The organism is Wolbachia endosymbiont (group B) of Xanthorhoe designata (assembly GCF_964028585.1).
Lineage (GTDB): Bacteria > Pseudomonadota > Alphaproteobacteria > Rickettsiales > Anaplasmataceae > Wolbachia.
The window spans coordinates 754,243-780,188 of record NZ_OZ034794.1 but is presented as its reverse complement, the minus strand read 5'-3'; the positions used below and the strand labels follow the sequence as shown (position 1 = coordinate 780,188).

Annotated in this window: 24 protein-coding genes and 6 pseudogenes; 12 read left to right on the top strand and 18 right to left on the bottom strand. The window is 35.6% G+C overall.

Features of this window, described 5'->3' with window-relative positions; translation table 11 throughout:
* Position 1: 1 nt before the first annotated feature.
* From ABWU64_RS03705 to ABWU64_RS03625, 17 genes and pseudogenes are all read right to left on the bottom strand, one after another.
* Positions 2-785, bottom strand: a pseudogene (locus ABWU64_RS03705) (IS5 family transposase).
* Positions 786-832: 47 nt separating this feature from the next.
* Positions 833-1,105, bottom strand: coding sequence for a hypothetical protein (locus tag ABWU64_RS03700; protein WP_353279292.1), 273 nt, complete (start codon positions 1,103-1,105; stop codon positions 833-835).
* A gap of 82 nt (positions 1,106-1,187) precedes the next feature.
* Entirely contained in the window at positions 1,188-2,192 is a 1,005-nt protein-coding gene (locus ABWU64_RS03695; protein ID WP_353279290.1) for a major capsid protein, read from the bottom strand.
* A gap of 43 nt (positions 2,193-2,235) precedes the next feature.
* Positions 2,236-2,604, bottom strand: coding sequence for a head decoration protein (locus ABWU64_RS03690; RefSeq protein ID WP_191110935.1), 369 nt, complete (start codon positions 2,602-2,604; stop codon positions 2,236-2,238).
* A 77-nt stretch (positions 2,605-2,681) separates the two neighbouring features.
* Positions 2,682-3,752 (bottom strand): S49 family peptidase, encoded by a 1,071-nt coding sequence (locus ABWU64_RS03685; RefSeq protein WP_353279288.1) that lies wholly within the window; start codon positions 3,750-3,752, stop codon positions 2,682-2,684.
* On the bottom strand, positions 3,749-5,167 hold the full coding sequence (locus ABWU64_RS03680) for a phage portal protein (protein ID WP_353279287.1): 1,419 nt from the start codon (positions 5,165-5,167) through the stop codon (positions 3,749-3,751). The genes ABWU64_RS03685 and ABWU64_RS03680 overlap by 4 nt, the downstream gene beginning before the upstream one ends.
* 102 nt (positions 5,168-5,269) lie before the next feature.
* Positions 5,270-5,551 (bottom strand): type II toxin-antitoxin system RelE family toxin, encoded by a 282-nt coding sequence (locus tag ABWU64_RS03675; protein WP_010962706.1) that lies wholly within the window; start codon positions 5,549-5,551, stop codon positions 5,270-5,272.
* Positions 5,542-5,802: a hypothetical protein gene (locus ABWU64_RS03670; RefSeq protein ID WP_012673197.1), complete on the bottom strand. Its 261-nt coding sequence runs from the start codon at positions 5,800-5,802 to the stop codon at positions 5,542-5,544. The genes ABWU64_RS03675 and ABWU64_RS03670 overlap by 10 nt, the downstream gene beginning before the upstream one ends.
* Before the next feature lie 40 nt (positions 5,803-5,842).
* Positions 5,843-6,076: a gpW family head-tail joining protein gene (locus ABWU64_RS03665; RefSeq protein ID WP_353279285.1), complete on the bottom strand. Its 234-nt coding sequence runs from the start codon at positions 6,074-6,076 to the stop codon at positions 5,843-5,845.
* Between the two features lies 1 nt (position 6,077).
* Positions 6,078-7,904, bottom strand: coding sequence for a phage terminase large subunit family protein (locus ABWU64_RS03660; RefSeq protein WP_353279284.1), 1,827 nt, complete (start codon positions 7,902-7,904; stop codon positions 6,078-6,080).
* A pseudogene (locus ABWU64_RS03655) lies at positions 7,901-9,378 on the bottom strand (ankyrin repeat domain-containing protein). The gene ABWU64_RS03660 and the pseudogene ABWU64_RS03655 overlap by 4 nt, the downstream one beginning before the upstream one ends.
* Positions 9,379-9,397: 19 nt before the next feature.
* Positions 9,398-9,883 (bottom strand): hypothetical protein, encoded by a 486-nt coding sequence (locus ABWU64_RS03650; RefSeq protein WP_341810096.1) that lies wholly within the window; start codon positions 9,881-9,883, stop codon positions 9,398-9,400.
* Between the two features lie 28 nt (positions 9,884-9,911).
* Positions 9,912-11,132, bottom strand: a complete 1,221-nt coding sequence (locus tag ABWU64_RS03645) for a DNA modification methylase (RefSeq protein ID WP_353279282.1) — start codon at positions 11,130-11,132, stop codon at positions 9,912-9,914.
* 103 nt (positions 11,133-11,235) lie between these two features.
* Positions 11,236-11,691 (bottom strand): crossover junction endodeoxyribonuclease RuvC, encoded by a 456-nt coding sequence (locus ABWU64_RS03640; RefSeq protein ID WP_353279280.1) that lies wholly within the window; start codon positions 11,689-11,691, stop codon positions 11,236-11,238.
* Between the two features lie 689 nt (positions 11,692-12,380).
* Positions 12,381-12,683: a hypothetical protein gene (locus tag ABWU64_RS03635; protein ID WP_353274213.1), complete on the bottom strand. Its 303-nt coding sequence runs from the start codon at positions 12,681-12,683 to the stop codon at positions 12,381-12,383.
* A 219-nt stretch (positions 12,684-12,902) separates the two neighbouring features.
* Entirely contained in the window at positions 12,903-13,232 is a 330-nt protein-coding gene (locus ABWU64_RS03630) for a BRO family protein (protein WP_353279279.1), read from the bottom strand.
* A gap of 69 nt (positions 13,233-13,301) precedes the next feature.
* Positions 13,302-14,720 carry an AAA family ATPase gene (locus tag ABWU64_RS03625; protein WP_341816037.1) on the bottom strand — a complete coding sequence of 473 codons (1,419 nt, stop codon included), beginning with the start codon at positions 14,718-14,720 and terminating at the stop codon, positions 13,302-13,304.
* Positions 14,721-16,387: 1,667 nt separating this feature from the next.
* Here ABWU64_RS03625 and ABWU64_RS03620 point away from each other — a divergent pair.
* Both ABWU64_RS03620 and ABWU64_RS03615 read left to right on the top strand, forming a co-directional pair.
* Positions 16,388-18,451 (top strand): AAA family ATPase, encoded by a 2,064-nt coding sequence (locus ABWU64_RS03620; protein ID WP_353279277.1) that lies wholly within the window; start codon positions 16,388-16,390, stop codon positions 18,449-18,451.
* A gap of 42 nt (positions 18,452-18,493) precedes the next feature.
* Positions 18,494-18,658, top strand: coding sequence for a hypothetical protein (locus ABWU64_RS03615; RefSeq protein WP_353279872.1), 165 nt, complete (start codon positions 18,494-18,496; stop codon positions 18,656-18,658).
* Here the strand turns inward: ABWU64_RS03615 and ABWU64_RS03610 are convergent.
* Positions 18,603-19,386: pseudogene (locus ABWU64_RS03610) on the bottom strand (IS5 family transposase). The gene ABWU64_RS03615 and the pseudogene ABWU64_RS03610 sit on opposite strands and share 56 nt — an antisense overlap.
* Positions 19,387-19,446: 60 nt before the next feature.
* Between ABWU64_RS03610 and ABWU64_RS03605 the strand changes: the two are divergent.
* The 10 genes and pseudogenes from ABWU64_RS03605 to ABWU64_RS03560 form a co-directional block, all read left to right on the top strand.
* Positions 19,447-19,788 (top strand): annotated as a pseudogene (locus ABWU64_RS03605) (phage baseplate assembly protein V); the annotation flags it as partial.
* On the top strand, positions 19,785-20,039 hold the full coding sequence (locus ABWU64_RS03600; RefSeq protein WP_353279275.1) for a PAAR domain-containing protein: 255 nt from the start codon (positions 19,785-19,787) through the stop codon (positions 20,037-20,039). The pseudogene ABWU64_RS03605 and the gene ABWU64_RS03600, both read left to right, overlap by 4 nt.
* A 2-nt stretch (positions 20,040-20,041) precedes the next feature.
* Positions 20,042-20,377: a GPW/gp25 family protein gene (locus ABWU64_RS03595; RefSeq protein WP_353279274.1), complete on the top strand. Its 336-nt coding sequence runs from the start codon at positions 20,042-20,044 to the stop codon at positions 20,375-20,377.
* Between the two features lie 2 nt (positions 20,378-20,379).
* Positions 20,380-21,180: a baseplate J/gp47 family protein gene (locus tag ABWU64_RS03590; RefSeq protein ID WP_353279272.1), complete on the top strand. Its 801-nt coding sequence runs from the start codon at positions 20,380-20,382 to the stop codon at positions 21,178-21,180.
* Positions 21,180-22,340: a phage tail protein gene (locus ABWU64_RS03585; protein ID WP_353279270.1), complete on the top strand. Its 1,161-nt coding sequence runs from the start codon at positions 21,180-21,182 to the stop codon at positions 22,338-22,340. Before ABWU64_RS03590 ends, ABWU64_RS03585 begins: the two co-directional genes overlap by 1 nt.
* A 167-nt stretch (positions 22,341-22,507) precedes the next feature.
* Positions 22,508-23,219 (top strand): annotated as a pseudogene (locus tag ABWU64_RS03580) (ankyrin repeat domain-containing protein).
* Between the two features lie 38 nt (positions 23,220-23,257).
* A complete protein-coding gene (locus ABWU64_RS03575; protein WP_353279269.1) occupies positions 23,258-23,731 on the top strand; it encodes an ankyrin repeat domain-containing protein in 474 nt (157 codons plus the stop codon).
* A gap of 4 nt (positions 23,732-23,735) precedes the next feature.
* Positions 23,736-24,167 carry a DUF2924 domain-containing protein gene (locus ABWU64_RS03570; RefSeq protein ID WP_353279261.1) on the top strand — a complete coding sequence of 144 codons (432 nt, stop codon included), beginning with the start codon at positions 23,736-23,738 and terminating at the stop codon, positions 24,165-24,167.
* Between the two features lie 10 nt (positions 24,168-24,177).
* A pseudogene (locus tag ABWU64_RS03565) lies at positions 24,178-25,664 on the top strand (recombinase family protein).
* Positions 25,665-25,798: 134 nt separating this feature from the next.
* On the top strand, positions 25,799-25,930 hold the full coding sequence (locus ABWU64_RS03560) for a hypothetical protein (protein ID WP_010401858.1): 132 nt from the start codon (positions 25,799-25,801) through the stop codon (positions 25,928-25,930).
* Positions 25,931-25,946: the final 16 nt, after the last annotated feature.

Here is a 25,946-nt window from a genome sequence, read left to right as displayed (position 1 = left end):
TTCATAATCTTTTCAGAAGCAAAGCAGCGAAAGCAAGAACGACCATTTGCAGGCTAGTGTTGAGTTTCCGCTCGCAATTTTTCCACAATCGCCTACATTTTTGCAACCAAGCAAAAGATCTCTCAACAACCCATCTTTTCGGCAATACGACAAAGGTGTGTAATTCGCTTCACCTCAACAGTTGCACCAATAGTTACTTTCATCTGTGTTGCAAAATTTTCTCCTGTGTAGCCAGCATCAACTAGTATATTTTTAACTTCAGATAGGTTTTCTTTAGCATTTTTAACCATTCTCACAGCGCTACTACGATCAGTTATTTCTGCCGTTGTTATATAAATTGCGTGGGGTAAACCTTGTGTATCTACCGCAATATGGCGTTTTATTCCTGAAACCTTTTTGCCTGCATCATAGCCTTTTTCTTCAGCAGTATCTGCATTTTTTACGCTTTGTGCATCAATTATGCAGAAGCTGGTTTTTTCTTTCCGACCATTGTTTTGTCGGACCACGCCAACTATTTTTTTTAATACCAGCTCCAGAACACTTTCTTTATTTGCATCTGCTTTTTCACTCCACTTCTTAAAATAGTCGTAACAATTCCGCCATTTTGGAAACTCTTTTGGTAACATTCTCCACTGGCAGCCACTTTTTAAGACGTATAACACTCCACAAAATACATGATATAAATCAAGTGTTCTTGGCTTTGTCCTCTTCCTGCAAGACTCCAGATCTGCTACAATAATCTCAAACTTTTCTCGACTTATATCACTTGGATATAAACTTCGCATATCCTACTTTATATACTTTATCCTCTCATTCTATCCCTTTTTTGAGATCACGTACAGGCTCTTAGTGGTGGTGTGTGTATTTTGTATTTGCAATCACCTATAACAAAAATATCTCCTACAATTGGCCTCAGTATATCAAAAATGCTTACCTCAAGAAAAAGCATCTCTCCTACAAATTGTCCTTCACCAATCTCGTATAATTTATCTGGCTCTTGCTTTAGTACTTGTACCATGTACGCCTTATTTTTCGACTTATACAAAGCTACTTCTCCTAAATGGGCAAAACAATCTTTTAGTAATCTCTTAATATTCTCTTGCATTCTTTCATAAGTATGCTAATAAGTTATATACTAGTAGAGTCCTCTTGTACCTCACCAACTTGTAGTTACTCTACCAGTATTGTTATGCTGCAACGACTTTTACTAATGTTCCTGGTCTGTGGCGCATTGGCAATGGATTCGACTGCGTATGTAAATCAGTTCCTCTATCAAATCTCCTTGGCTCTTGTTTTGCATATAGTGGCTGTCCTAGTGTATTTACTGTTTCATTAAAATCTGCTGGTGCAAAATATGTTGTAAATGTGCTCGCTGTTCCTACTGGAAAACAGTGCCCTGTATCTTTCTCAATAAATCTTCTTACTGTTCCTTCGGGGTCAGTTGCTTGCCCTCTATATTCCTCAAATGTTATGCCACAGAACGTAAATCCTGACCTCATATCATTTCGAAGTGCTGCTCCTTCTTGCCATCTTTCATATGCCTCTTTCACTTTACTATGCGAAGTTAGTGCATCAAAAAACTCAGGGCTTACCAGTGCATGAATTCCCGTCATATATTCACCACTTAAGTTATCCTCAATATGTCGCAATACCTCCAAGCACTTACGCTTTACATCAGTTGTTGCTGTTCCAAGGGCAAAATTTACTACTTTTGGTGTTATTTCAAATTCGTTGTACAGATTTAATAATTCCGACCCATCAGCATCTAAAATTATTCCCTTCAGCGCTCCCATACGCAAATGCTCCAACGTTATTGCATGTTTATTTCTCATTAGCTGCAAATGGTCAGTTATTACATCTGCCAGCGCTTTCAGTTCACTTTCCGACCCAAATGCTCTTATTCCCTGTACTTCTTCTGGTAACACTACATCATCGTGAGGAATATGTGGAATCGTAAATGTTCTTACTTTTCTTTTTCCTCTTTTTCCTACTGTTGCTGGTGCTCCGGGTACTTGCGTTGGTAGTAAACTTAACACTCCGTTGTGTTCTTCTATGGTAATATGTCTAAATCTTACTGATCTACTTGGAAACAAATTTAAATTTTCAATTCGTCCATAATTTATCGGCAATATATTTATCGCATTTGTTAGTGCCGTCATGCTAAATGCTGTGTTTGTAAATGGATTTTGCATTTTTTATTTTCCCCCTTTGTGTTTTTTATTGTTTAATATAGCCTTAGACTGCTTTACGGATAATGATCCCTCGTCCTTCAAGTTGCTTTATTGCTGCATTTTTTTGCTCTTCAGTGATATTTGCTGGCCACACCACTGCATGATCTGCTAGTATTGCACCACGAGTAATAATTACTGCTTTGGCATTTTCTGTCGCATTTACATCACTTACTATTGCACCTATTGCTGTTTGTGTACCATCTGTGGCAGTTGGATTTATTATCTTAATCATGTTATCTTTATCGAGAGCCACTACTGTACCAAGTTTAAGATTTTGTCCCTTTGCTACTGTTATCTGATCTCTTGAATATAGACTTGACACCTCATACTTTAATAGGTCACCAAGATTATTTTGTTCGCTTATACAACTCATAAAATTTCCTCATTTATTTTCCCCTTTAGTTTTACCGCCATGTTTATAATTGTTGTACGCGGCGGTTATAAAAAAACTTAAATACTTGATTGTGCTCTAGTCCTTGCTACCTCCATCATCAACTCTTCTCCTGAATTCTGCGGTATTGCACTCAGTATCTCTGTCTTCTTTGTTCTCTCTGCAAGTAATTCCATTAAAACTTCCCTAGCTTGCTCAACACTTACACTTTGCTCAATAAATTCTCCTATCTTTTCTGGCATTCGTGATAAGTTACATAAACGTATTAATTCTAAAACTTCTCCTCGACATTTTTTGCATCCACCTTTTTCAATTAATTCATTTGTGTCTACAATCTGTTTAGCTGTTGCGTTTAAATTCATAGTGTAACTCCTAATAAATTCTGAATATGTTGTTATTTCATCAGCAAGGCCTATTTCTATTGCTCTCTCGCCAAAATATAGCCCTGCCTCCGTTGATCGAATCTTTTCAATTGAAAGACCTCTGTTCCTCGCTATTAGCTGCACAAACATTTCATATAGTCGGTCTACTTCTTTTTGTAAGCTTTCCAGACTTTCAGACGTCATTGGCTCATGTGGGTTTAAATCATTCTTTCGACTACCAGCAAAGATTGTGGTGTACTTAATACCTTGCTTTTCATCAAATCTACTTTGATCTATATGACTTGCTATTACTCCTATGCTTCCAACTCCTGAAGTTCTAGTTACCAATACTTTTTCAGCACTTGATGCAATTGCATACGCCGCAGAATACGCATCATCATTTGCTATTGCCACAATCCTCTTTTTTCTCCTTGCTTGGTAAATAAAGTCGGAAAGGTCGAATAAACCGTTTACTTCTCCTCCGGGGCCGTCTATGTCCAAAATTATTGTTTCTACTTCTTTATCTATTAAAGCTTCTTCTATCTCTTCACTTATCTTCTCATACGATGTCATCCCCAATACATCATCAAAAACTTCTGACTTTTTCGTCAAGATTCCATGTATTGGTATTATTCCTCTTTCACTATTTCTTACCGCATGTTTTATATTTTTAAAGATAGGCTGCTTTCCTGTTTGTAGTGACAGTAATTCAAAACTCCTTGGTTCTACCATTACACATCTGTTTAGCCATATCGCTTGGTTTTTCATATTATCTCTTGATTAGTAGTAACGTCGGAATCAAAACTTAAACCCAAGGAACTAGCACGTCTTTGATCTTCTGCAATTTCTTGGTCTATTTCTTCTACATCATAACCTAGCTCTGAAACTACTTCTGATCGACTCTTAAATCCATTTCTTACTGCCATTTGTTGTGCTTGCTGATCTTTTAGTGGATCTACCCAATCAAATCCCTGTGGTATCCATTTTACTTCTTCTTTCGCTGCTTTTACTACTTTTTCATCTATACAGAGTTCTCCACAAAGTACTGCTAACTCTAGCCATCTACTCCATACTGGTCTGCAAAATTGGAATACTATAATGTTATGTTGCAGCATAGCGCATCGACGACGAAACTCTATCAGCCCTGCTCGAATGGATGAATAATTAACACCGGTTAAATCTCCTGTTAGCTGCTCATATGTTATTCCTGTACCTATTGCTATTGCCCTTAGCTGCTGTCTCATAAACGCTTCATAACTTCCTCCAACATCTGATGGCTCTGAAAATTTTATATCTTCTCCTGGGTCTAAAAGCTGCATTGTTCCAGGTTCTAGGCCAGATAGTGCTACTCCTTGCTCACTTGCTTCACCTTCTCCCATGATATTTGCTTCTGGATCGAGTCTCGTAATAAATCCTGCAAACATTGCTGCGGTTTTCTTTCTCACCAGCTCTGCATCATCATATTGATCAAGTTCATAGAGCTTTAGCAGTATACTCGAAAGCCATGGCTCTCCTCTGATTTGCCCAGGTCTTAGTGGTCTATATATATGTAAAACATCGTTTGCTGGTACTCTCACTGATTCTCCAAACGTACTTTCACCAGGGTGTTCTCTAAATAAGTAATATGCTTCTCTTTGCCCAAGTCTATTGAACTCAATCCCGTTTCTTATTACATTACCATTGGCTAGTGTTTGATTGCTCTTATTGTCCAAATGCTCTGATTCCAATACTTGAAGTTGCAATGGTACAGAAAATCCATCTTCGAGTTTACGATGTCGGAGGCGTACAAAACACTCTCCACCTTCTATCATGCTCCTACATACCAGAGCTTGTAATCCATAAAAATCACTTATTCCACAGCTATCTGCTTCATCTGTCCATTTTAGCCATAATTCTTGCACTTTCTTTCGAAATTCTGCATTCTTTGCTTTTGATTGCGGCTTTATTCCTGTTCCAATAGAGTTACTTACTATCGTATCAATAATATTTGCTGCATATGGATTTTTTCTCACCATATCACGTGATCTACTACGTAAAGTTTCAAGGCTTTGAGACAGCAAATTGTTTATACTTCCTAACTCTGGTTGAAAGTGAAAAAATCTTCTTCCTGAACCTGCCGCATCCCATGCTGAGCTTTTTATCTTTGGCTTGCTAAATAATTGCTTGAACGATTTTAATAACATTTTGCCTCTTTGATTATGCAACAAGTTGTTGCACAATTTGACATTGAAAAATTATAGCAAGTTGCTAGAGAATTTGGTCAACAGATTGTATGTAGAGAGTCATTACTCTGGACTACGTTTATAAATTTCTTTTCGATGTCCTATTGCTGCAATTTTGACCATGTGCTCTGAGTTATCTATTAAGTATATGACTCGATAATCGCCAACACGCAACCTAAAGTAGCCTACCCATTTATGCGATAAAGCCTCACCTACTTTATCAGGAATAATTGTGAGACGTTTTTCTATAGCTTTTTGCACCCTTAACCGTATTGTTTTCGGAAGAGAAGGAAGATCTTCGGTATCTACACCTTCTAAATAACCAATTTGGTAAATTATTCCCACTTGATATCTTCATGTCTAATTATTTTTGCTCCAGGAACATTACGTTTAGCAGCAAGTTCAAGTAGAGCTATTTCTCCTTCATCCATTTCGTCACCTTCAGATAGTTTACTTACCTCAAGTTCTTCTTCTACTAGATCTTTTACAATTTCTTCAATAGTTCTATTTTGAACTTTTGCCATTTCTGTAAGATACTGAGCAAATTCCCCCTCAAAATTTACATTAACATTAAGCCTTCCTTGACTTTGATCCATATTATTCACTGTAAGATATCAACTCTAAACTATAACATTTTTACATAATTTTGTCAACCCCTTTACTCGTTGAAAAAACAATCTTTCTCTTTGGCTTCATTCCAGCAATCTTTAGTTCACCTTTGATGCGTTGTCTTAAGCTTAGCAAGTCATTTATCTGAACTTCAGCATATCTCACCACATGGTCACCATATGCAATTGATACTACTCGCTCTCCGCTTTGCAGTTTTTTTATCGCTTCTTCGACTTGACTTAAATATTCCTGATTGTACATTTTACTTCTCATTCAACCATTTACTTTGTCTCACTTTTTTAGGTTTTTTGCTTTCTGGCTTTTCACTTAAACTATTCCATTTACTCTCTGGCCATCTGTCTATTCCCAGTGCTATCGATGCAGCTCTTGCATAAATCCTACAGTCTAATACTTCATTTCTTTCTCTTACCTTTTGCCACTCTTGTTTGGTATAACCTTTTACTACTTTGCTGACTAATTGCTCTGCCGTTAGCTGCTTAAAATATTCAGGTGCATACTCGGGAAAATGACAGTATCCTGCTGGAGCTTCTTCACCGTCCTTTAAAACATTAAGTAATTGAAAAAGTTCTGACTTTAAAATCGATACTCCCACTGGCCAGAGCTTTATTCCTCTTTTCAGCTTTTGACCACCAACTGTTATATCTACTCTGCTTGGACTGCTAAGTGGTACTAGGGCTTTATTTACACCTTTAACTGCCATTACTCTTCCAGATCCTTGATGACCTCTTACCCAGTTGTATACTTCTTGCGTTGCATATCCAGCATCTACTGCCATCATGCTTATCATATATTCAAGCCCATTTTCACCGATAAAATGATGACTCAGAAGCTCCGAAAGTTTTCCCCATACTTCTCCACCTCCTGTATCTCCTTCAAATACTCGGTAGTCTATTGACCAACTTTCACGGCTTTTTCCCCATGCTACAACTTCCACCTCTAGACGATCTTTTTGGACATCTACTCCTGCAGTAAGTACCACTTCTCTCCTAGGTACTGTGCCAATCTGAAAAAATTCTCTCCTGTTAAATAATTGTTTCCAGTCTGGTACTTCTCCTTTGTCTACCCAGGTTTCTCCAAGCGTAGTATTTATCCATACTTTTAGTAATTGTTCACTTTCTTTTGCATAAAGAAAATCTTCTACTGCTTGAGTCCAACTATACCAGCCAACTGGACTATAAAGACTTGAAAGATGAAATCCTTTTTTCTCACCTTTTACTCTATTAGTAGGCCTCCATTCTCCACGCTCAAGCATCTCTGTCTTTTGATGATTTTCTATTTTGCCGCTACATTCAGTGCAGACATAATGTGCTGTTCTTGAGTCATTGTTTTCCCATTTTATTTGTGACCATTTTAGAACTTGATAGTAATTACAATGCGGACAGGGAACAAAAAAATATCTCTTATCTGTTGCTTCAAATTCTTTCTCAATTCTGCTTATTCCATGAATTGTTGGTGTTGATACTAAAAAAATCTTTCGCCGTGCAAATGTATTAGTTCGAGCAATACTGAGCAGCACTGGATCTCCTTCACCACCTGAATCTCCTGGATAGGCGTCTATTTCATCAAGAAAGAGATATTTTACTGGCATAGATCTCAGTGCTACACTGCTATTTGCTCCGGTTATTACTACTATTCCACCTGGAAATTCCTTACTCTGCACAGTATTGCCTGAGTCTCTTGATCTTGGGTCTTTTACTTTACTCTTTAAACATGGCGTACTCTCTATTAACGGCGCAAATCTTCCTTTTGACCAACGCTTTCCCATTTCAACTGTTGGCTGCACAACTAACATTGGACCAGGAGTCTGATCTATAATATAGCCTATCCAATTGTTACCAGCTTCTGTTCCTCCAATCTGCGCTCCTTTCATGAATACTACTTTTTCTGCAGGTGAAGATGGTGATAGTGAATCCATTATTTCTTTTAAATAAGGAGTTCTTTCTGTTCTCCATTTACCTGGCTCTGATGCTGCAGTTGCTGCTAAAACTCGATATTCATTTGCCCACTCTGATACTTTAAGCTCTGGATCTGGTTTTAAACCTTCAGAAAAAGATGTGGCGTATATCATTGTCTGCATCTACTCATAATTGGTTCTATCTCAATATTGTTAACAGTAGAGTTTATTCCTCCACACTCCTCCAATTCCATAAACATCTTTTTCTGAAATTCGTTTTCTATATATCTTTTGCTCATCTCGCTTACCATTATTGCTACAGCAAGAGCAAATATCCCTGTTATTGTTGCAAAAATGATCACACTGCTTATTGTTGTTGCTGTTAACCCTATACATACCGCTATTGCTACTGCACTTACTGAGGTAAAAACACAGATCACACTATTGTATTTTCTCACTTTTGCATCTCTATGCTCTATACACCTATAATAAATTGGTACAGATCTGCCTATCTCGTCTGGTAATTTGATGCTCTTTTCTTTAAATAAAGTTTTTAGCAATTCTAAATTATTTAACTTGATTGCTAAGTGCAGAACAGGTGTATAATTTGCTCCTTTTTTTAGCAATAACTTTACTACATGTAAATGCCCTTTTTCTGCAGCAAGGTAAATCGGTGATAGACTCTTATTATTTGAAATATCAATATCAATTTCTTCTTTTAAGATAGACTCTACAAGCTCAATTTCTCCTCTTTGTGCAGCTAAATGGAGTAGACTATTCTTTTCAGAACCGTATTTATTACTCATCAAAGCCTTCTTTATCTCAGGTTTAGCGTAATCAAATGGTGTTTTACCGCTATCGTCTTTTACCAGAGGGTCTATATCTTCTCGCGTTAGTAAAACTTCTATTGTTTTAAGTCTTTCAGCATAGTGTAGTGGTGTTTTATTTTCGTAGTCTTGCAAATTGACTTGAGCATTAGGCTCCCTTATTAAGCATTTGAGAATATCAAGACATAAGTCTCTTTCATCGTAATTAGTATTACTTACAGCTATATGAACAGGTGACAATTTCATCGAGTTTTGTCCTACACGTGCGCTATTTACATCTGCTCCTAGCTCCAGTAATAACTTTACTATCTCCAATTTTTTGTTGTTAACTGCATAGTGCATCGGTGTCTGATTTCGTGCATCAAAAACCTCGATTTCAGCATTTCCTTCTCTTATCAAAATCTTTACAACTTCTGCATGTCCTATGCCTGCCGCTAGATGTAATGGCGTATGATGCAAAGCATTTCGTGCATTAACGTCAATACCTTTTCTGATCAAATATCTCACTGCATTAATTTCACCTATCATTGCAGCTAAATGAAGTAAACTATCTTGTTCTGACCCGTATTTGTTATTAATTAGCGCTTGTAATATCTCTGCTTTTTCCCTTCTTTGGCGTAATCAAGAGATGTTTTACCTTTATTATCTTCCACAAAAGGATTAATGTTCTTCTTCGTGAGTAACAAATCCACCATACTTAATTCATCAAACTCTATAGCGCAATGTAGTGGGGTTTTCCCATTTAATCCTCTAACATTTACATCTAATCCAGGTTGATTAATGAGACACTTTATTAACTCTAAACTTAAGTTATCAGCCATTTTATATTCAAAATCTTTTTTATATTTGAAATTTAGTATTAGATAATTCTTGTAATGAGTTTGTAATCTCTTCGGTTAGCGTCTTATGAATCTTTTCAGTGTCGCTCAGTGAGGCAAGCAGTGCTGAAACTCTATTTGGAATATTAAGCAAATTATTACGGACAACTCTTGCTACATTAAATGCATCGCGCTTTACTTCCTCTACTGCTACAAGTTCACCAATCTCAGCCTTAGCTTTCGCCTCAAGCAATTTGCCACGTTCCATCTCATTTTTTATTCGCGTTTTAAGCAACATTGTGGAAAGGTTACTTGTATTTTCGTTTTCTGGATTTTTCCTCCTCAGTGGCTGACTTAGATCTCTTATTGCTGCTACCGCTTCATTTGCTTGTTCTCTATTGATCAAACCATCCTCCAACTCAACTATTCCTTTTTTTACTAAATAACAGACATATTGCTTTGATACTCCTATCTCTCTTGCCCATTCCGTCTGCGTGATTTTTTCCACTCTTTTCCTCCTCTCTTTTTGCTCCTTTTTACGAATTTTCTTCTTGAATTTCTGCAAAAGTTTTACCAGTACCAGAAAGAATTGCTTCCCTACCTGTGTACACTTGCCAACGTTTTATCGTTACATCTACAAATTTTGAATCTAGCTCTATTGTTCTGCAAATTCTTCCTGTTCTCTCACATGCAATCAGTGTACTTCCAGAGCCGCTAAATGGATCAAGAACTATGTCTCCTGATCTGCTGCTGTTTACTATTGCTCTCTCCATTAGCTCTACTGGCTTCATTGTTGGATGTAATGAGTTATGTGTTGGCTTATCATAAAACCACAGATCACTTTGATTTCTACCCCCATGCCACTCACGTTTATTACCGCTTTTCCATCCATAGAGCATTGCTTCGTATTGTCTTTGATAATCTGATCTTCCTAGCGTAAAGTGATTCTTCGCCCAAATGATAAATGTTGACCATTTTCCTCCTGCCTCCTCAAATGCTTTTTGCAACGTTGAAAACTCTGATGATGATATGCAGATGTAAATTGCACCTTTCGTATATGCTAAAATATGGGAACAGATGTCGTAGAGAAAAAGCTCATACTTTTCACCTTGATTATCATTTAATATTTTTTTCTCTTCTCTCTCCTGACTGCTACCGTAATCAACGTTATATGGAGGATCACATACGGTAATATCTGCCATTTTATTATCTAATACCGCTTTATATGATTCAACTAAAGAGCTATCACCACAATAGATTCGATGATCACCTAAAATCCATAGATCACCTAGTTTTGTTATTTCTACCTTTTTGTCATCAACAGCTAAGTCAGAAAGATCTTCTTTTTCACTATCTAAATCATCAAGGAAATGTTGAACTTTTTCTAATTCAAATCCAGTCATTTTAAGATCAAACTGTAAATCTTCTAACTCTTGAATTTCTACTTTTAAAAGCTCATCATCCCACTTTGCCCAATTAGCTGATTGATTTGCCAGTAATCGAAAAGCTTTGGTTTGTGGTTCATTTAAATTATCACTTAAAACAACTGGAATACTCTCCATACCAAGTTTTCTTGCTGCTTTAAGTCTTAAATGACCATCAACCACAGTTCCATCGCTTTTTGCAACTATTGGTATACGAAAACCGAATTCCCTGATTGAAGCACACATTCTATTTACTACGTCATCATTCTTACGTGGATTACGCTCATATTCAACTAGGTTTTCAACAGGATAGTAGTGGATTGCTAAATTCATATCTTAATAATTAAAAAGTTAATATTCAAAATATATCTGACGCTAAAGAAGGCCTGGGGTCGGACCCACCAAACCCGCCATTATGGCCGAAAGGACCCACTTTTTATGGGTTTTTCATCTTATTAATATCTTTACTAATATAGAACATTAATGCCAAAGCATCGGCCTCATTATCATCTCTAGGTGAAAAACTTTTTTCACGTATCGCTTCAATAACTTCACTCTTACTTGCATTGCCTTTGCCTGCTATAAAGCGTTTTATAGTTTTAACATTAACACCTTGGTAGGGAATATTGTTCTCTTCACACCAAGCAGACAGAACTGCGAGAAAACCGCCATAGCAATGGGCTGCATCAGTTCCTAGATGTCTTCTTACTTCCTCAAAATACACTGCAGAAATGTCCTTCAAAGAATTAAGCCAATTACGAAAGTTTAAGAAGCACATACCGCCTCCACTGAAACGACTACCATGAAAGCCTTTGCTTCCACTTTCAATTATTCCATCTGTTAGAATTGCCCAGCCCGTTTGCTTGCCAAGGTCCAGTGTTAGGATTGACATTTGCTATTATTAAAATTACAAGTAGCACTTACTCTAAAATATCGTCTGGTTTCTGCAAAATACACTAGAAATTCATAGGTTTTTGTAGGCCAATAACGGAAATTCGAGAATTATGTGCTACTGCAGAAAGTTGTTTTCTTGTTATATATATTCACCAAAATTACGAAAACTGTTCACTTTTTTTTTGCAAAGGATAAAAATCGTGTTAGACTTAAACGGAGATTTGTTCTGCAGTAGTAAGATTATCGGCAATGCCATTTAATTAAATTTTAGAGGGTACTACGTGCGTTCTTTGGTGAATTGCTATGTTAATATCTATAAAATCACATCTAGCTTTAAAACAAAGTTTTTATCTCATCTAAAAAAATATAAATTCTCAAGCTTACCAAATTTCCTTTCTACTAAATGTTTGTTAGTGGTAGGATTGACATTTTCTTGAAGCTCTCGTACTTAAAGCGCATCTACCTCGTTGAAACAATGCCCTTTTATTATATATATACCGGATTTCTTACTACTTTTTCCGGAATTTTCTCAAAAAAAGTTAAAATAATTTTAATGCAGCTCAGAAATTACATGAGTTTTTGGTAAAAGCATACAAAACAAAAACTATCTAAATCAGAGATAACGCTATAATAACCTTCTAAAACGTTTTAAATCATAAAATTCAGAGATTTCTCATAGTGAGAACTTTAATCTTTAATCCTCTTTAAAAAGTTATCTGAAGAAACGACTTTCACACCTCTAGCTTTTTCGAATGCCTCTCTTGCTGTGCCTGCGTTCTTACCTCCTTCCTTTGCCGCCTCTAAATTTTTATTATAGCCCTGTGCATCTTTATCTTTTATTTCATCAATGGTAGCCTGTTCTCCTAGCATGTTAAAAATTAATTCAATTGGTGTCATATGGTCTCTTAGTGGTTGTTTCCTCAAGCCTTTTATTTCCTTATGGTGCTTTGTTTTTACTCCAAACGTTCCCTCAGAAATTACGTCTGTCAATATTGCGTATTCTCTACCTTCAATATGCTTATTATTGTGGTCAGATATATTTCTGTTACCCCATTCTTTTGTTAGTTGATTTCTGACAGCTATCGACTCTATTCTCTTTTGTATCCATTCCTGAGGGTACCCTTTTGCAGCATAATCGGCATAGATTCGTTTGAGTGCAAGTTCAGGGTTTTCATATTCTTGTAGCCTTTCATATCCAACTTTTGCAAGCTAGCGTTTAAATTGTTCAACTCTTTTGGAAGGAATAGACTGCAAAATACGAAATAACCCCTCAACATTTGTACAATTAACATTCTGTTTACCACCTTTTGTTTTAATTTCAAGGGGGGTGACAAATTGTCCCCATCCTTCAGAGAGCCCTATATCTCTGCTTTTTATCTTTTTTAGACAGTCAGATGGGTTCTTACTACCTGTCAGAAAAGCTATTACTTCTGTTATTACGTACCACCATTCTCCATCGTGTAATACTCTAGTAAAATTGCTATTATCAAAAGCAGTAGTTTCAATATCTCCCTCTTTTAAAGTTAAAGTATCAGTCATAAGCAACCTCTATAAGTTAAGAATAAACATAAAAACTAAAAAGACACTATTTTTAAGTCAGAAAAACCATTACTTACAATTTAATAATTTTCCAAAATCAATTATGTGTGAAAAGTAATCACTATCTATAACATCATCACTTACATCATTAACGTGGATAAGGACTGGACGACATGAAAAGCCTTTTGGACGATTTAGTGCATCTATTTTCTTTTGTACCTCTTGTATTATTGAATGACCAATTTTATCTTTTGAAAATTTGATTTCGCAAATGTAGAGAGTGTTAAACTTCGTTTGAATCATATAATCAATTTGACAACCTGCACTATTACGTGTTCTTTTCTGAAAAAATGGATTCTCGCTTATTATTCCATCAATCCCTAAGATATTATGTATGCTCTTTCTATTGTTCAGCACCAAATTTTCAAATTGAAGCCCAATAATTGTATACCACTCTGGTAAGAACCCTATAGAATAGGTGTCACGACTAATTTTCCCTAGATCTTTTTCGATATATTTTAGATAAAACCTTAAATAATTATCTTGAAGTCTGTATCTCCTGAGTCGTGAATCAGTACCAGTTTTTATACTCCAAGTATGATCTTTTGCAATAAAACCAGCAAGCTCAAGCTCATGTAGATACTCAGAAATGCGTCCATGTCTTACGATATTTAAAGTAGCACAAATTTCTTCTTGTTCTTTAGCTCCAGTAGAAAGAGCTCTGACTATTTGCTTATAAAAAGCCGTTTTTCGCATGAATAAATCTGAGAATATTTGATTAAATTCTTCAACTAAAAACCCACCTTTTCTAAAACAAAGCCTTTTAATATTTTCTTCAGCGCTATGCTTAAAATTTACCTCTTCTAAATACTTTGGAATTCCGCCAGTTACTGCAAGCACCTTGAACTTTTCATATGCTGAAATATTTTTTGGCCAAAATTCATTGCAATCAGAAAGTGATAATTCTCCGAGTGTTAAAGTTAACGATATTCTCCCTACGAAACCAGTACTACTAAGTATATTTTTCTCGATCCATGATGAAGCTGATCCACAAACAACGAAAATTAGCTTGTTATTATTTTTTAGCTGCGTATCCCAAAAATTTTTTATTTTGCCTAAAAAGGTTGGATCTTTTGAGCCCATCCAAGAAATTTCATCAAACAGCAATAATGTTTTTCCTGATAGTAGACGTTCACCAACTGCCCATAGTAAATCGCTCCAGTCATCATACCTAGCAAAAGATGTATTAAATTGTCTAGCAACTTGTCTAGAAAATTCATTAAGTTGGTAGGACATTGTAGTATGCTTTTCTGGTGGCAAACCTATAAAGGAGTAATATTGTTCAAAATACTTACCAAACTCTTGAATTAAACGACTTTTTCCTATACGACGCCTTCCTTTGACTACTACAAAAGATGCAGTATTTTTTTCTGTAAGCTCCAGTAGTTGTTTTAACTCAGTTTTTCTACCAATAAATAATGGAGACATAAAACACAAAATATAAATCTTTGTCTCCGTTATACTAGATAAAATTGGAGACGTAAATAAATAAATTTAGATCTTTGTCTCCATTCTGAACTATTAAGCGGTACATAGGTTTTAGATGCAGAAAAAGCTCAATAGAAAAAAATGATCCATTTCTGTAATTTTAGGTACATTCTTTCACCTATATCCAAAGAACCCCTATCAAACAAATCATATCCTCTTTTTCTGGAATACTCCCAAATTGGCTGAAATCTTGAACGGAATACATATTGTAATTTAATTGTTAGGACATTTATATTATAAGCAAAACAGAAATTTAATAACTATAAGGAGAAAACCTACGTTTTAAAGCTAGCTACAATTTTTAAGTAAAGCAGTAGCCACCTGATTAAAGATCGCTTATAAAACAACTCTAAACTCAACTAAAAGGTATTTTCAGTAGTCTTACTATCACGAAAGAAACTTACATGTAAGTTTAACACGATTTTCATGCCTTGTAAAGAAAAATTTTTAAAAAGAATTTAACGTTTCCTGTCTCAAATCTTTTTTTAGAGAGCTATCTACAAGGGTTAAAGAATAAATAAGAATGAAAAATATAAATAGGGTATTATTATATACCTTATTTTTATTATTTATAATAATAGGTTTTTCCTCTAAACTAAGAAACACTCAAAATCAGCCAAGGAGCAGCCTTTTATGATATTATAGTAGTTTGCTTGACTTGTAACCTTAAATTATGTTAAACTCCTCTACAGTAGCCCACTTCTCAGCTTAATGAGATTTCATTTTCCAATCTAAAATGGCTTAAACTGCCAAAAATCTATGTAATCCCGAATCTAAAGCACTTAATTCACAAACAATTATTATTAATAGTTTTACTAATGCAGCATTTTGTGGCTACTTCTTATAGATGGAAAATCTCTCACCTGGGTATATTGTAAACACGTTAAGCTCTATTAAAGTTTAATAGAAAAATCGTAATGAAAAAAAATTTTAGAGCAAATCATATTTCGGACTGCATTTCTAGTATATATCTGTTATGGAGGAGAAAAAAGGATGGCTTATTTGGTTATTCTCATAAGCAAAGTGTAGTATATTTTGCAACATAATGCAGATGCAACTTATAGGCGGCTTTTTTGTTTAAAGTTAAAATGAAATTAAATTTTGTAATTTTTTTGAGGAGTGTAAGTTGAGAGCAGAGTTAAATTTTCAATATCACCATTTACCTCTACAGAAGAGAACTTTTTTAGTGTTGCCTATATATTTTGTAGTTTTTCGGACGAATTTGAAATTGAACGTATATATATACTACAGGGGCATATGAAAGATAAGAGAACGGAGTTGTGCAAAATTTTCTAAAAAGTGACCAGTTTTTATAATTTTGTTGAACTTACTATAGTAAGACCTAGCAGCCTGGTCTTCTGAATTGTAAATATTTGGGGTAAATATGGACAGTGTCAACTTACGCTTGAAAAAAAATTTCTCCTCTCTTCCGGAAAAACATGTGAGAAATCCGGTATTACTATAGTAAAAGGTACAGAGACATCTCTCTACCCACTTATGACTGTATTTTAAATTACCAAACCTTTAAGAACATCATCATGAGCTATGTAACAGAAAAAAAGACATTTTGTCAACAAACATAGCTTATTTTAACAGGAGAAAACAATATGCATGACAAGCAAGCTTTATTTGAAAGAGCAGCAGAAGTAAAAGCAGAACTACTCTCAAGAATAGAATCATCTTTATCCTACTTATTACCAAATGGTACTTTCCACGGAGGTAAGTTCTATGTTGGTAATATTAGGGGAGATAAAGGGAAAAGTTTAGTAGTAGAAACAAGAGGAGAAAGAGCCGGATTATGGGTTGATTTTGCTACGAGTGATGGTGGTGACATCTTTGATCTCTGGCGGGATGTTACTGGCAAGACGAAGTTTCTTGATACCATAGAAGATATAGAAAAATGGCTTGGCCGTTCAACATTTCAACCAAATCAGTTGGAATACTTAAATCAATCAGAAATACATTGGGATTACCACGATGAAAACAACCAAGTAATAGCTAAAATTTATCGTTATTATGATGCTGCAGGAAGAAAACGATATAGCTGTTTTGATGTAAAAAACTCAAGTAGTACTGCACCAAACCCAAGACCTTTATATAATATTCCAGGTATAATTAAATCTGACAAAATTGTTTTCGTTGAAGGTGAAAAATGTGCTGAAAGTTTAATAAATAAAGGCATAACGGCAACAACAACGATGTTTGGGGCAAATGCACCTATTGAGAAAACAGATTGGACTTTACTAAAAGGTAAACATATTATCATTTGGCCAGACAATGATGAAGCAGGCAATAAATATGCCAAAAACGCTGAAAAGAAACTTTTAGAACTTGGTGTTGCATCACTTGTCACGCTTAAGATTCCTCAAGATAAACCAAAAACTTGGGATGCTGCTGATTGTATTCAAGAAGGGATAGATGTTGAAAAGTTTTTAGCTACAACTGTTCGCATACCATGTAGAAAAAACGTTACCTTCTTTCTTGCAGATCAATACTTAAACGAGAAATCTTCTGGACCAGGTGATATTATTGAGCCAAGAGTTTTAACTCCAGGTGGTCTTTTAGTCATAGGTGGAGCTCCGAAGGTTGGTAAAAGCGATTTTCTCATCTCATGGCTTACATATATGGCTGCAGGAAAATCATTTCTTAGCATGTCACCTACTAAACCTTTGCGAATTCTTTATCTTCAAACAGAGGTTGGTTATTTCTACATGTGTGAGCGCATGAAACAACTTAAACTTGATCCAGAGGTTCGTAAATTAGTTTCCTGTAATTTAGCTATTACACCACAAACAAGGCTGCTTTTAAATGAAGACGGCATTAAAGACATTGTCACTGAAGCAGAAAAGATCTTTGATCCAAGTGCAGTTGACGTCATTGCCATTGATCCATTACGTAACATTTTTGATGCTGATGAACATGGTAGTGAAAATGATAATAATGCCATGATTTTCTTTCTCCAGGAGAGAGTTGAAAAACTGCGTTCTCTAATCAATCCAGATGCTGGAGTAATTTTAGTGCATCATACAAAAAAAATGCCAAAGAAGTTATTGGAAGAAGATCCATTTCAAAGCTTTAGTGGCGCAAGTAGTCTGAGGGGATTTTATACTACTGGGATGGTCATGTTTAGGCCGGATGAGAAAAACAGCAATCGTCAATTGATATTTGAGTTACGTAACGGTCATTCCATTTCACCAAAATGCGTTGATAAAGTTAATGACCATTGGTATGAGATTGATCCAGAGTCACATAGGCTAGTGAATAAAGATTATGGTGAAAAACTAGATGCCGAACGTTCTCGTAGATATGACATCATCTTGGACTTAATATGTGCAGAAGGACGTAAGGGTCATGCTTATACAATTAATCGGTTTTGTCAGGCATTTGAAAATAAAGAAGGTCTTGGCAGTACACATTCTATACGTGATCGTCTCGATGTCCTTGCTACCAAAGGCTACGTTAAATTCAACAAGGAAGGCAAAAACGCTGCAAGAAACAAATACGGAGTACTTTGCGTTGAAGGTATGGAATTTGGGCAAAAAATATTTGATCCAGAGAAGAACAAAAAGGTTACAGTCTATCACAGATTGCTACCCACACACTACAAGTCACCACACTATGGCAGCGTAATTCCTGTAGAAAATCCAAATACTTGGGTTTATCACAATTAAATCATTAATATTTCAATCATTTCTTAACTAGAGGGACAAAATATGCATTCTAAAAATTCCTATGTTGGCATTAACCCAAAAGTTGTTAAACACATACGACACTATGCTAAACTTCTGAAGAGAGGAAAAGCTTTTGCTTCTAAGAGCCTGTTCATAATCTTTTCAGAAGCAAAGCAGCGAAAGCAAGAACGACCATTTGCAGGCTAGTGTTGAGTTTCCGCTCGCAATTTTTCCACAATCGCCTACATTTTTGCAACCAAGCAAAAGATCTCTCAACAACCCATCTTTTCGGCAATACGACAAAGGTGTGTAATTCGCTTCACCTCAACAGTTGCACCAATAGTTACTTTCATCTGTGTTGCAAAATTTTCTCCTGTGTAGCCAGCATCAACTAGTATATTTTTAACTTCAGATAGGTTTTCTTTAGCATTTTTAACCATTCTCACAGCGCTACTACGATCAGTTATTTCTGCCGTTGTTATATAAATTGCGTGGGGTAAACCTTGTGTATCTACCGCAATATGGCGTTTTATTCCTGAAACCTTTTTGCCTGCATCATAGCCTTTTTCTTCAGCAGTATCTGCATTTTTTACGCTTTGTGCATCAATTATGCAGAAGCTGGTTTTTTCTTTCCGACCATTGTTTTGTCGGACCACGCCAACTATTTTTTTTAATACCAGCTCCAGAACACTTTCTTTATTTGCATCTGCTTTTTCACTCCACTTCTTAAAATAGTCGTAACAATTCCGCCATTTTGGAAACTCTTTTGGTAACATTCTCCACTGGCAGCCACTTTTTAAGACGTATAACACTCCACAAAATACATGATATAAATCAAGTGTTCTTGGCTTTGTCCTCTTCCTGCAAGACTCCAGATCTGCTACAATAATCTCAAACTTTTCTCGACTTATATCACTTGGATATAAACTTCGCATATCCTACTTTATATACTTTATCCTCTCATTCTATCCCTTTTTTGAGATCACGTACAGGCTCTAACAGATTGGTTGCCATGGATAACAAGCAAAGCAGGAAAAGATAGAGATTGGTCTCCGCCAGATATCGATGAACAAGTTGTGGTATTTTCTCCTCTTGGTGAACTATCATTAGGAGTGGTATTAGGAGGAATATATCAGGAAAAATACTCTGCACCAGAGAATAAAAAAGAAATAAATAGTGTGAAGTTTCAAGGTGGAACAAGATTGTTATATGATAAGGAAAACCATCATTTAGAGATTGAAGTATTAGACAAAATAACACTGAAAGCTGGGGAATCGAGAATAGAAATGACAAAAAGTGGAATAAAACTGAAAGCAGAAAGGATCGACTTAAATTGAACAAAGGAATAGTGAGGTTAGGAGACTACTGTGGAGAAGCTATACCACATTTCTGCATTAGCGGAAGTAATAATGTTTTTGTAAACGGTAAGTCAATATGTAGACAAGGAGACAGTTTTAGTGAAGGAAAAGTAATGATTCAAGGATCAAAAACAGTGTTTGCAAATGGTCTTAGTGTAGGAAGAGTAGGAGATATAGTTTCATGTGGGTTTAAAGTAATAAAAGGCAGTGAAACCGTGTTTGCAGGCTAAAAATGAAAGGAATGGATGCTAAAACAGGGAAAGCGTTAGAAGGAATAGAGCACTTAAAGCAATCGATAATTGATATACTGACCACACCGATAGGATCGCGAATTATGATGAGGGATTATGGGTCTAGGCTATTTGAATTAGTAGATAAGCCAATAAATAGAGATTTAACTTTGGAAATCTATTCAGCAGTAGCAGAAGCTCTACAAAGGTGGGAGGAAAGATTTAAGCTAGAAAAAGTAAAAATGACAGAGGTGAAAGAAGGAAAAGTAACGCTTGATCTAGAAGGATTATACTTACCAAGCGGGAAAAAGATTCGCTTTGATGGAGTTGTAGTATAAAGATGCAGCAGACTAACATTATTGAGCCACTGAACTTCGAAGAAATTCTGTCTCGGATGAGGGAAGAGTTGGTGAAGCGTGACGCAAGTTTTACAGCATTAGTAGAAAGTGACCCAGCAATGAAGATATTAGAAGTAGCAGCGTGGAGGGAATTGTTACTAAGACAAAGAATAAATGAAGCAGTAAAGAGCAATTTACTTAAATTTGCGACAGGAGAAGATCTTGATAATTTAGCTGAGTTTTACGGAGTGGAGAGGCAGAAAGAAGAAGATGACGAACGATTTAGAAAGAGGGTAAAAGCAAAAATAAAAGGCTGGAGCACATGTGGGAGCAAGGAGTATTATAGGTATTATGCACTGTCAGCAGATAGTAGAGTAAAAGATGCGTTAGTAGAATCACCTATACCAGGAAAAGTACAGATCTCGATTTTATCAACACAATTATCCACAACTGGCATAGTGTCAGAAGAACTACTTGAAATTGTAAGAAAGCAAGTTACTAGAGATGATATAAGGGTTTTAACAGATGCAGTAACAGTGACTGGTTGCAATATTATGGAAATAGATATTCACAGCAGAATGAGTATAAGTCCTGTGATATCGAAGGAGGAAATCAAGAAGCAGTTCATTAAGAATTTTGAAGCAAATAGAAGGCTGGGATGGAGTGTAACAAGATCTTGGATAATAGCGAATCTATTTGTAGATGGTGTAAAAAATGTGGAATTAATAGAGCCAAAAGAGGATGTTGTGGTGCTAGGTAATGAGTGTGCTGCTTTAAGAAACTTAGAGATTGAGTTGAATTAATGTTATTGCCACCAAATGCAACAAAACAGGAAAAAGCGCTGGTTAATGCAATAGATTATAAGGTTGATCCGAGCTGTATCAGAGGATTTAAGTTTAGTCTTAAAGAAGAAACATTGCCGTGGTTAGTTGAAGAATATGGATTGGGGGAAATTCTACGTTGGATAAGGGATAAAAGAAAAGCCGTAGTAGAAGGAGTAAAATTTCAAAGACTGAGAGGAACTCCAGCATCACTAAAAATAGCACTAAAATGGGCAAATATAGAAGATATTAAAATTATCGAAGAACCACCTGGTAAACATTTTTTTGAGTTGCAAGTAGGGATAAAAGAGGTACCAAATGACTTCTTCGTAGATGCAGTAGTAGAGCTGGCAAAACTATTACTGCCTGTAAGATCCAGATTGATGAGGATTTTTAACGATTATTATAATGCGCAGAGATTTATATTGGATGAGAGTTTATTTGGAGATCTTCTTTCTGACTATTCAGGGGTAAAAATAGAAAAAGATGGACCAGTGTTATCATTTGGAAGAGTAAATTTTTTCAGGTCTAGTGGTCCAGTTATTAGGATTATAGAAAACTATCTACGCGATCATTATGAACGAGCTTTAAGCAATGATATATATCGCCTAGATGTAGCAATCCTTGGAGAAACCGAGCCTCACACAAAGAATTATAACGGTATTTATGAAAGAAATCATTTGTGGTACAACTTAAAAGCACTATATCCATTACCACAGAGTTTATTACCATCGATTAAATTTGCAAAAGCGCAGATAGTATTATCAGACAGTTGGGATTTAGGAGACATAAATACGTGCTTTCCAGTTAGTAGCGTAGAAGAAAGAGGAAATAAATTTGTATTGGGAAGCGATAAACTTTCAGGGCAACGTTGGAATTTAAAACACAAACCAATTTTAGAAAGGTTTAGCGTTACTCACAACTATAAAGCAAAAAATTATACAGATCAGAAGGTCAGAAAATATGTTTTAGCAGAACACAACGTTTACTATAAAAATGATTTGGATTCAGAGCAAAAAGACTCAATACACGAATTAGAAAATTACATTTTAGTATTTTACCCAGGAGTACTAAAGTGGCATGAACATCGACATTTGCACAGAAGTTGGAAAAATAGTCAAGTAATATCTCTAATAAGTTAAGTACTTATATTTAGATCCTCATATATTATATTAACAATAGTTTAAAGTGTATGAAATAAAAAGAAAAAGACTTGCTTTCTTATGCTAAAATGGACATGACTTGAATAGCAGCAGGTAAATATAAGAAATTTGTCTGACGCTAGAAAAGCTAATTTTGTGAGGTAAGTATGAAGTTTAGCAAAGAATCTTTTAGTAAGTTTTTTAAAGAAGTATCAAGTAACGATATTAATAAAAGAAATAAAGAAGGAGAGACGATATTGCACCAAGCAGTAGAAATCTCCGATTACAAAACAGTGAGATTATTAATAAAAAAAAGGGGCAGAGGTAAATGCAAGAGATAAAAATGGTTATACACCTCTGCACTGTGCAGTATTCGCAAAAAGTTTAGAAAATGTAAAAGTGCTACTAAGGTCGGGAGCAGAAGTAAATGCCACTCAATATGTCACTGGATGTACGCCACTGCACTCTGCGTGCAAAATAGGAGGAGCAGGAGTTGAAATAATAAAAGAGCTGGTAAAGGCTGGAGCTGAAGTTAATCAACTGAATAAGTACGGTGCAACACCAATGTACTATATCTGGGAAAGTGAAAAGTATCGTCTATGTGATAGCAAAGAAAGTGAAAAGGCAAGTAAATTTTTGAGAGAAAAAGGTGGAGTAACAAAAAGTAGAGAACTGACGTGCTATGGAGTAGAGAGGCTAGTGGGAGAAATAGCAGACATGTTGAATGGGAGCTATATGCCGGAGCTAAAAATAATAGAGATAGAAGAAATAAGGAAGAGAGACAAATCGCTAATAAAGGAAGAATGTAAAAATTTAGCAAGCAAAATAATGAGCCAAGTGAACGAAATGATAGATGAGGTAGCGAAAAGGAAGGTTTAAAAGAGGGATTTAAATTTAAAGAAAAAGTGAGGTGGATTATGTTAAAGCTTGGCAAATTTAATAAGTCAGCAAAAGAATTATTAGAGAACTCATATAAAAATATTTATGCAAGAGACGAGAAGGAAAGAACAGCTCTGCATTATGCAGTAGAAGCAAAAGCAGTGAGATTATTAGTTGAAAAAGGAGTGAATGTGAATGAAGTAGATGCGGAAGGATATACAGCACTACACCTAGCGGTAACGGAGAAACGTCTAGAAACTGTCAGAGAATTAATAAAATCAGGAGGAAATGTAAATGCTGAAGAGTATGGCAGTAAATGCACGCCGCTGCACCTTGCATGTATGATGGGGAAAGTGGAGATAGTAAAAGAGTTAGTGGAAGCAGGAGGAGAAATAGAGCAAGCGGATAAATTGGGAATGACAGCGATGGATTATGCAAAAAACAGTAAAGAAATAGCCGAGATATTAAAGAAAGAAACGGACAGAATTGAAAAGCTATTTATGAAAGGCTAAAAATATGGAGGAAGAAACAGAAAAGAAAGTAATGAATTTAGAGAAAAAACCTTTGGGTGAACTGAGAAAAATATGGAAGAAGGTATATGGGGAAGAGGCACCTAAACATTCAAAGAAATATCTGATACCGAGATTAGCTTATAGAATCCAGGAAAAAGCATATGGAGAAATGTCAAGAAAGGGGACAAAAAGACTAGAGTATCTGGCAGATCGGCTAGAGAAGGGAAAAAGAATAAGTAGTGATAAACTGCCAGTAGAAGGAACAGAATTAATACTAGAGAGAGGAGAAGAGACGCATGCGGTAATGGTAACAGACAAGGGTTTAATCTATAGAGAAGAGTTTTATACGTCATTGTCAGCAGTAGCAGGCAAAATCATGGGAATGAGCTACAACGGACCTTTATTATTTGGGATGCGTGATAAAAATGAAAATTGAAGAGAATAAAATGCTAAAAGAAGTAAGGTGTGCGATATATACAAGAAAATCAAATGAGGATGGACTAGAACAAAAGTTTAACAGTCTTGATGCGCAAAGGGTAGCATGTGAAAAATATATAAAGAGCAAAGAAGGCTGGGTAGCATTGGCAAAAAAGTACGACGATGGAGGATATTCAGGAAAGAATTTAGAAAGACCAGCGATAAAGGAATTATTTGAAGATGTAAAAAAAAGGAGAAGTAGATTGTGTAGTAGTATATACTCTGGATAGGCTATCAAGGGAAACAAAAGACAGCATTGAAGTAACATCATTTTTTAGAAGGCATCGAGTAAATTTTGTAGCAGTAACGCAGATATTTGACAATAATACGCCAATGGGAAAGTTCGTACAAACGGTGTTATCAGGAGCTGCACAACTAGAAAGAGAAATGATAGTAGAGAGGGTAAAAAATAAAATAGCAACATCAAAGGAGCAAGGATTATGGATGGGTGGAACTTTGCCGTTTGGGTATGATGTGAAAGATAAAGAATTAATAATAAATGAGAAAGAAGCGAGAATAGTAGGGCATATATTTGAAAGATATTTGGAGCTGAAGTCAATGGCAGAGTTGGCAAGAGAGTTAAATAGCCAAGGTTACAGAACAAAATCAGATATCTTTAAAAAAGCGACGGTGAGAAGAATAATAACAAATCCGATATATATGGGAAAGATAAGACATTATGAGAAAGAGTATGAGGGAAAGCATGAAGCAATAATAAAAGAGGAAAAATGGCAAAAAGCGCAGGAATTGATAAAGAATCAACCATATAGAAAGGCGAAATACGAGGAAGCATTGCTAAAGGGAATAATTAAGCGCAAGAGCTGTAATGCAAATATGACGCTGACGTACGCAAAAAAAAGAGAATAAAAGGTATAGATATTACGTATGCAATAATCATTTAAGGGGAAAAAGTTGTGAATCAGAAAACCGAAATGTAATAGCAGGAGAAGTAGAAAAAGAAGTAATGAAGAGAGCTGAGCGCCTGTATGAAAATTGGGAAGAAAAAGTGGAAGAGTGGAAAAATTTAAGCTTTGGAAAACAGAAAGAAGCAGTGAAAAAGTTAATAAAAGCAGTATTGGTGAGAGAGGATGGAATAGAGGTGTATTCTGAATCGGAGGAAAAATTTATATCAATAAAGAAGAAAGGAAATAAATGCACAGTAGTAGAGCCAGAGGGGAAAACAAACAATGCATTACTGAAAGCAGTGGTAAGAGCCCATTCCTGGAAACGGCAGCTAGAGGAAGGAAAATACGAAAGTGTGAAAGAGCTGAGTGCCAAAATTAATATAGGTACAAGACGTATACAACAAATTTTAAGGTTAAATTATTTAGCACCAAAAATTAAAGAAGATATAGTAAATGGGAGACAGCCAAGAGATTTGAAATTAGTTGATTTGAAAGAAATACCGATGCTATGGAGTGAGCAGATGAAGAAATTTTACGGCTCAGCGTCGTAACGTTTATAAAAACAACAATATGAAAAAACATCGAAAAAAGTATGTGCCAGAAAATTAAAAAAGGTTATTGCAAAAGGAGCTACTGCAAAGGGCCACACAAAAAGATGCTGAAATTAATATAGAAAAGTAAGTCAATGTTACAGAATCAATTATGTGAAAATATCAATATAAATAATGAAGATTTTAGCATACTGGATGCAACAGTGGTAGAAAATGATCCAAAATCTATAAATTATAGTAGTTTATATTTAAATAATAATCTTTAACCTTTATGGCAAATTA